Raw genomic sequence first — 7,461 nt, forward strand, 5'->3', positions numbered from 1 at the left:
GGTTTATTCAAAACCCGCCCTTCTACGTCTTGTCAAAAAAAGATTCCATTTTATTGATTATAGGTGTAGGGGCGGGTTGAGGGACTTGCTTATCGCTATCGATGATTAGGTTTATTCAAAACCCGCCCTTCTACGTCTTGTCTTTGATGTTAGTCAGGGCGGGTTTGGCTACATACATTATCGGTGGGATTCAAGATTGAGTGGCTAAACCCGCCCCGACAATTGATTCACAAACGTTCCACCCGAACCTCTCTACCGGATCGTCACGCGATCGCGCCCCCGTAGTTTGGACTCCAATAGTGCTTCATCAGCCGCCTGCACCAGATTTAATGAATTATCCTCTGGATGGGGAATCATCACAGCGACACCCAAACTCAGTATCCAGGAATGGGAATTGGTCTAGCCCTTTGCCAAAAAATAGTGGACAATCATAGTGGTAGGCTTTGGGTTGAATCCCAACTTGGTCAGGGTTCAACGTTTTACTTTACTTTTGCTGATTATCAGGATTAAAATCAAAATCATGGGTACTCAAGGCACGTTGACTGATTTTCCTCTACCAGCGATTTTTCGGTGGCTTGAGAAAGGATGCAAAACAGGTGTACTAGACATTCACCCCTTCAGCGCTGTCCACTTTGCGTCTGATTTAAGGTTGCAGTCAAACGTAGGCGTTAGAGGAAACAGGGGAATTGAGGAAGATAGAGCGTCAACCCTCAAGACGCGCCATAGAACGTCTCAAGAATCAGTCAGGAAGAGTTCTGCACAAACGTTACCACCTGTAGCAAAACTAAAGCCGATAAACCCTTCCTTACACATTCAACACTTCCACCATCACTACATCTGGATTGCTCAAGGTCGAATAGTCGCCGCCGCTAATCGGTTCGATGGAAAGGGTTTGATATCATTGATTCGGCGAGATCAATGGGTAAGCGATCGCGTCTTAAGCAAATTATTACAGCGTTGCTCCCTGAATCACCAACCCTTGGGGTTATGGCTCAAAAGTAACGGCGTCTTGGATAGCGCACAACTCGAACAAATCTTTGAGATTCAAATCGTAGAGCAAATTGTTCCCCTATTTCAACTCAAGGATGCTCAGTTTAAATTTGAATTGAGAGCGGCTCTACCTGCACTGGAAATGACCGGTTTAAGCCTATCCACAACCCAAGCCACAATGATGGTATCAGGTTTAGCGGGTGATAGTTGGCAAGATGGGGTGAGGGCGTGAGGAGGAGCTGGGAAGAATTATGATAAACTTAACCGCGATCGCAAACCCATTTCCACAGCGGATGACTCGGACCTTGATCACATATCCGACGCACCTGATGCGCCAAACGTTGCTTTTCAGCGGGCGGAATTCCAAATAAAATGTTGCGACTTTGCCAAACTAAAACCGCCGTCGTCGTCCCCACACAGATAGCTAGACCCAAAATAGGCAGACGGTTAAATGCAATACTATATCGCAAACCCGACCAGGTAAAATGCTCTTGCAACAACAATAACTCATAACGCCAACCCCAAAGACTCAGCGGAGCAACACTAATCCAAAGAATACCCACGAATAACCAACGACCATACACAGTAAGTTGATGAAGTCGCTGAATTTTCACCTTTATTGTCGGCTCAAGGTGATCTGGAGTGTTGTGAGAAGTCTGAGTGTCTGACGGCTCCATTATAATTAAAGACAATTCCAATTATGCTTTGTCCAAAAATTCAGCTTCGATAACCTGGGTGGCTTTGGTTTGACCCGTGCGTTCTCTCCAGAATGCTAATAGGGTACTGGCAATAAAAATACTCGAATATGCACCTGCGATAAACCCGACAATTAGGGCTAGGGCAAAATATTTTAACGTTTCTCCGCCAAACAAGAAAATAGACACCAACGTTAATACCGTAGTTAACGTGGTATTAATTGACCGGGTAAGGGTTTGATTAATCGCATCATCGACAATTTGATCAATATGTTGGTCGGGATGCTTGGCAATGACCTCCCGGATGCGATCGTAAATAACTACGGTATCATTAACAGAAAATCCAATAATTGTCAATAGAGCGACGACAAAAAGGCTATCAACCTCTACACCTTGGACTAAACCCAAAATAGAGAAAATGCCCAACGTGACCAAGACATCGTGAAGTAAAGCGATAAACGCCAAAAAAGCATAGTCAAACTGAAACCGGAACGAGAGGTAAACCAGAATCCCGGCAAAGGAGACAAGTAATGCCAGTAAACCGGATGTAAATAACTGTTGTCCGATGATTGGACCTACAGTATCAATTTGAGTCGCGGCTGGATCGAATTTCCCAATCCTTTCACTTAGAGCTTTTTGTAACTGACTGCGCTGTTCAACATCTAACGTTTTCGTCCGAATCGTCAACCCTTGTTGTGCAGCACCGATACGCTGAATCGTACTATTACCCAGATCCTGTTGATTGAGAACCTGACGCACCTCTGCCAGATCTATCGGTTCGTCGCAGTTACCGGGTACAGTACAATCAAGTTCAACCTGTAGGCGTGTCCCGCCAACAAAATCGAGACCGGGGCGCAGAGGGGCTCCTAGCTGTGCCGTGGAAATCGCCATGGAAGCGATACCCGCTAGGATAATTACGGCGGAAATGCTCCACCAGAGCGATCGCTGTTTGATTACACTAAATTTGGTCATTTGTCATTCGTCATTTGTCATTTGTCATTTGTTATTCGTCATTTGTTATTCGTCATTTGTTAGGGAACAGGGAACACCTCGACTTACCTCGACTCCGCTCGGTAACACGCTCGGTGTGTCACAGGGAACAGTGTAAGGTAGAGTTTTGAGTTAACCTCCTCATCACCCCATCACCCCATCACCCCATCACCCCATCACCCCATCACCCCATCACTGAGACGGTGACAGATTCGGACAGAACAGTTGCGGCTTCTGGCGCACCCCAGGAAATCCTAAAACCAACAACAGCATAAATGTGCGAGTACAGGTAAGGGCTGTAAACATACTGATCACAACTCCAATTCCTAGGGTAACGGCAAAGCCCTTAACTAAACCTGACCCTAGCCAAAATAGAGCCGCACAAGCAATCAACGTGGTTAGGTTCGAGTCTAAAATACTGGAGAATGCTCGATAAAAACCCGATTCCACAGAGCGATATAGAGTTTTTCCCTCGCGTAACTCTTCTCGCGTCCGTTCAAAAATTAGCACATTCGCATCTACCGCCATGCCGATACTGAGAATAAACCCAGCAATTCCTGGTAGAGTTAAGGTCACACCAATCAAGGCAAAGGCGGCTAGGGTGAGTAGAGCATAGATACTCAGCGCCACATCAGCAATTAAACCGGGGAGACGATAGTAGATTGCCATAAACAGCAAGACTAAAATTAAACCGCCAATGGCAGCATAAACGCTGCTTTGAATACTATCTCGTCCCAGGGTAGCGCCGACAGTGCGATTTTCCACGATTTCCACAGGTAAAGGTAACGAACCACCTTTGAGTTGGGCGGCTAAGTCACTCGCCCGTTCCACATCAAAATTCCCGGTAATCACAGCACTACCGCCACTAATCCCCGTTTCCGCGTATTCCGGACCCACCGTGGGGGCGCTGATTAGGGAGTCATCCAGGAAAATCCCAATACTGCGACCGGTACCCGCCAAGTCTCTAGTCAGTTCCGCAAATCCTTGTCCCCCCGCCGCATCAAAACGGATCACCACTTCCCAACCATTTCCAACTTGGGTGGTTTGAGGGAGGGCATCTTTGAGGTTTTTTCCTGTCAAATTTGTCTTCTCAAACAATTCTGCGATCGCGGCGTCTGAGCGTTCTAAAGCCGCTTGATTTTCTGCGATCGCCTCTTGATCAGCACCCTCTTCACTCTCCAGTAGAACGGCTTGCTCAAATAGCAGTTCCTGACGCAATTGTTCTTCAATCTGAAGCTGGGCTTCTGTACCCGGTATTTGCTTGCGGAAATCAAGTTGTGCGGTTCCCCCTAGCACCCGTTCTGCCTGTTGCGGATCATTCACACCGGGGAGTTGTACTAATATTTGGTCTGAGCCAATGGTTTGGACTTGAGATTCAGAAACACCCAGAGCATTCACTCGACGGTCAACCACAGTTCTCACCGCCTCCAACTGATCCGGCGCAATTTCGGGAATCTCTGCTGTGGTTTTCACCTGAATTGTCAGTTGTGCGCCACCCCGCAAATCAAGTCCCTGCTGGAGCGGAATCTTCACCAGCACCACAATTGCCAGAATGATCAGGACTAGAATCAGGGCTACTAACGAACGCTGTCTTTGCATAACTGTGACTCGCCGCAATAAATGCTATCTTAATCTGTTTCTACTCATATCTTGCACCATTCCAGGGTAAGCCCCCACATCCGCCAAGAACTCCAGGTCTTGACAAGCGAGTTACTGTCCACGCTTAGTGGAGCGAAATCCATATCCAGTCAGCTTTAGCTTACTTTAGCGTTAGTCCTTGGGTTTAAACCCAAGGCAGGTTAAGGTGAGTGGTGCAAGATCTGAGTTAAATCTGAAGTGCCAGCATCTTTTTGACCCCCTCAGCAATCTGCTGGGGTTGAACAATCGTCAAGCTTTCCAGAGTGCCATTATAAGGAGTGGGAATATCTTGAGACGATAGTCGCAAGACAGGAGCATCCAATTCATCGAAGAACCGATCATTGATTGATGCCGTAACCTCCGCCCCAATACCACCAGTTTTCATACATTCTTCCACAAGAATCACCCGATGGGTTTTGCAAATCGACGCGCCAATGGTTTCAAAATCCAAGGGCTTCAGAGAAATCAAGTCAATCACCTCTGGATCAAACCCTTCTTTCTCTAGAGACTTCACCGCTTGGGTGACATGGTGACGCATCCGCGAGTAGGTGAGAATGGTGACATCTTCGCCCTCTCGGACAACCTCGGCTTTATCCAAAGGCAGGACATACTCCTCATCTGGCAAATCTTCTTTTAAGTTATAAAGAAGAACATGCTCAAAGAACAAAACCGGATTATCATCCCGAATCGCCGCTTTAAGCAATCCCTTGCCATTGTAAGGAGTTGAGCAGGCGACAATTTTTAAACCCGGAACCGCTTGAAAATAGGCTTCGAGTCGTTGAGAATGTTCCGCCCCAAGCTGACGCCCCACCCCACCGGGTCCACGAATCACCATGGGAATTTTGAAATTACCGCCAGACGTGTAACGCAGCATCCCAGCATTATTGGCAATTTGGTTAAATGCCAAGAGCAAAAAGCCCATATTCATGCCTTCAATAATCGGTCGCAACCCCGTCATCGCTGCGCCCACGGCTAAACCGGTAAAACTATTTTCGGCAATGGGAGTATCCAGAACTCGTAGTTCACCATATTTTTTATACAGATCCTTGGTCACTTTGTAGGAGCCACCGTAGTGACCTACATCTTCACCAAGCACGAATACCGTGTCATCGCGAGCCATTTCTTCATCAATAGCCGCACGCAACGCATTAAAGAAAAGTGTTTCTGCCATCAATACCTCACCAGACGTGGCAAATGTCATCCTAGCATTGCCTAAGCAGCAGGGGAAGCAATGTAGAGACGTGCCATGGCGCGTCTGGGAGCAGGGGAAGCAATGTAGAGACGTGCCATGACGCGTCTGGGAGCAGGGGAAGCAATGTAGAGACGTGCCATGGCGCGTCTGGAAGCAGGGGAAGATGAGGAGGTTAACTCAAAACTCTACCTTCCCTTGTTCCCTATTCCCTGTTCCCTAACAAATGACCAATGACCAATGACCAATGACCAATTACGTAGCTTGCTTCTCGCGATAGCGAGTTCTCCGCCGTTAACTTTAATTATCCCCACCTACATAAGACGAATATCGCTGACTCAAGCCAAGTTTAATTTTTTATAATAAAAATTAATTTATTTAGGTTTCATTAATTAATCAATTTCAAGTAAAGTAATTAGAATTTCCTATTGATAAGTCATAGTAATACATTTTGTTCATTGCTGCCTCTAGAGATTAGTTTTGCTTAAAAGGGATCGAAAAACTACAAATTTATGTATACTGAATGACTGTGTGAGTCATGACAGTGCATTCTACAGCAGAATTATTTGACATTATGCCATTTTTCGGACTAGTTTGGACAACATCATGGGTAAGCTGTTTGCTGGCATCCAGCCAGGGTCTATTAAGAGTACCCGACTACATCACCAATGCTTTGCCGACTAAAGTTTTATCCGTTGTTCACAGCCCACTCGAACAACCAATATCTCCTTTTTTTTCATCTCCAGTTTATGCAAAAGTCTGGTCTAACAAGTCTTCGGTAACAGCACTTGCCAATTCAGGATTAGCTAATGATTTAGGCAGTTTACCATTTCCCTTCGCCCAGACTGCTACTGTAGCGGCTCATCCATTTAGGGACACGGCTCAATCAGTTACTTGTCCAGCCAAGTCAGATTCCCTGGATGATAGGGGCAAATCCCAACCTAGTCATGATTCCTCATCGGCTTCAAGAAATTATTCATCTACCCACCATCTCTCCAACGCTAGTTTACCCCAAAAAATCTGGAAAATGATCGAGAATTTGTTTTCTTGGGGTCAACCCGTTGCATCAAAAGACAAAACCTCGGCTGAATCCGTAGTCATAATCAGCTCTCACTCTCAAACAGGATCTCGTGGCAGAAATAAGAGTCAGGCAAGAAGGGGAAAACGGGGCTTTTTGCAATATACCCAAAGGAGTAATAAATTAGAACATTCGGCTGAACAGCAGCAATTCCAGGTTGTGGTGAAAGGACGAACGATTGCCCAATTGCCGACTCAAAAGCAAGCTGAACAAATGGCGCAAAGTCTCACGCTGTTGTTCTGTGACTCATCAGATGTATCTGAGATAAATTCATCGGTACGAGCTATGCTGTCTGATGGAATACCTGTGGTGAAAGCAGGCGATCGCGTATTATTTAAAGTGGATGATACCTTAGCCAAAGACTTAGAGCAGCATCGAGAACTTCTGGCAATTGAATGGGCAAATAAATTGCGTCTAGCGTTAGGACAATCGCCATTAAGTTTGGCAGACGCCCAAAAGCAAATGTACAACTTAGTTGAAACATCGAGTACCATTGAAGGCATAGCATCTTGGTACGGACCCTATTTTCATGGTCGGTACACGGCTACTGGGGAAATTTACGATCAGCATGATTTGACGGCAGCTCATCTCACCTTGCCATTTGATACCTATCTGAAGGTCAAAAATTTAGAAAATGGTCATAGTGTGATTGTTCGCATTAATGATCGCGGTCCTTATATTCCGGGTAGAACTCTGGATTTATCCCGACAAGCCGCTCGTTCTATTCGGAGTGAAATAGTAGGAGTTATTCCGTTTGAAGCTACAGTTATGGAACCACGCGAAAGGATAAAGGATGAGGGATGAAAGAGATAATAAAGATGGGGAGCAAATGACCAATGACCAATGACCAATGACCAATGACCAATGACCAATGACCAATG

General features: G+C 45.9%; 7 protein-coding genes and 1 pseudogene. 4 read left to right on the plus strand and 4 right to left on the minus strand.

The genetic code is table 11. The features are described from left to right. Positions 1-366 precede the first annotated feature (366 nt). Both ACLFWI_RS22880 and ACLFWI_RS22885 read left to right on the plus strand, forming a co-directional pair. Positions 367-510, plus strand: a pseudogene (locus ACLFWI_RS22880) (ATP-binding protein); the annotation flags it as partial. A 10-nt stretch (positions 511-520) separates the two neighbouring features. Continuing rightward, positions 521-1,222, plus strand: coding sequence for a DUF4388 domain-containing protein (locus ACLFWI_RS22885; RefSeq protein WP_446414841.1), 702 nt, complete (start codon positions 521-523; stop codon positions 1,220-1,222). Between the two features lie 28 nt (positions 1,223-1,250). Here the strand turns inward: ACLFWI_RS22885 and ACLFWI_RS22890 are convergent, their stop codons facing one another. The 4 genes from ACLFWI_RS22890 to ACLFWI_RS22905 form a co-directional block, all read right to left on the minus strand. Then, complete coding sequence (locus ACLFWI_RS22890) at positions 1,251-1,667, minus strand: hypothetical protein (protein ID WP_446414842.1); 417 nt, start codon at positions 1,665-1,667, stop codon at positions 1,251-1,253. A gap of 21 nt (positions 1,668-1,688) precedes the next feature. Further along, entirely contained in the window at positions 1,689-2,657 is a 969-nt protein-coding gene (gene secF, locus ACLFWI_RS22895) for a protein translocase subunit SecF (RefSeq protein ID WP_446414843.1), read from the minus strand. 210 nt (positions 2,658-2,867) lie between these two features. Continuing rightward, on the minus strand, positions 2,868-4,274 hold the full coding sequence (secD, locus tag ACLFWI_RS22900; protein WP_446414844.1) for a protein translocase subunit SecD: 1,407 nt from the start codon (positions 4,272-4,274) through the stop codon (positions 2,868-2,870). Positions 4,275-4,500: 226 nt separating this feature from the next. Then, a complete protein-coding gene (locus tag ACLFWI_RS22905) occupies positions 4,501-5,484 on the minus strand; it encodes a pyruvate dehydrogenase complex E1 component subunit beta (protein ID WP_446414847.1) in 984 nt (327 codons plus the stop codon). A gap of 258 nt (positions 5,485-5,742) precedes the next feature. Between ACLFWI_RS22905 and ACLFWI_RS22910 the strand changes: the two genes are divergently transcribed. Further along, positions 5,743-5,865, plus strand: a complete 123-nt coding sequence (locus tag ACLFWI_RS22910) for a hypothetical protein (RefSeq protein WP_446414845.1) — start codon at positions 5,743-5,745, stop codon at positions 5,863-5,865. A gap of 175 nt (positions 5,866-6,040) precedes the next feature. Beyond that, the gene (locus ACLFWI_RS22915; protein ID WP_446414846.1) at positions 6,041-7,384 is read left to right on the plus strand and encodes a septal ring lytic transglycosylase RlpA family protein; all 1,344 of its coding nucleotides are present in this window, start codon (positions 6,041-6,043) and stop codon (positions 7,382-7,384) included. The last annotated feature ends 77 nt before the right edge of the window (positions 7,385-7,461 follow it).

The sequence above is a fragment of the Coleofasciculus sp. genome (assembly GCF_046539235.1).
Lineage (GTDB): Bacteria > Cyanobacteriota > Cyanobacteriia > Cyanobacteriales > Coleofasciculaceae > Coleofasciculus.

Bases quoted from the DNA above. Each gene is read 5' to 3' on its own strand.
- ACLFWI_RS22885 (WP_446414841.1), top strand. From the start codon at position 521: ATGGGTACTCAAGGCACGTTGACTGATTTTCCTCTACCAGCGATTTTT.
- ACLFWI_RS22890 (WP_446414842.1), bottom strand. From the start codon at position 1,667: ATGGAGCCGTCAGACACTCAGACTTCTCACAACACTCCAGATCACCTT.
- secF (WP_446414843.1), bottom strand. From the start codon at position 2,657: ATGACCAAATTTAGTGTAATCAAACAGCGATCGCTCTGGTGGAGCATT.
- secD (WP_446414844.1), bottom strand. From the start codon at position 4,274: ATGCAAAGACAGCGTTCGTTAGTAGCCCTGATTCTAGTCCTGATCATT.
- ACLFWI_RS22905 (WP_446414847.1), bottom strand. From the start codon at position 5,484: ATGGCAGAAACACTTTTCTTTAATGCGTTGCGTGCGGCTATTGATGAA.
- ACLFWI_RS22910 (WP_446414845.1), top strand. From the start codon at position 5,743: ATGACCAATGACCAATTACGTAGCTTGCTTCTCGCGATAGCGAGTTCT.
- ACLFWI_RS22915 (WP_446414846.1), top strand. From the start codon at position 6,041: ATGACAGTGCATTCTACAGCAGAATTATTTGACATTATGCCATTTTTC.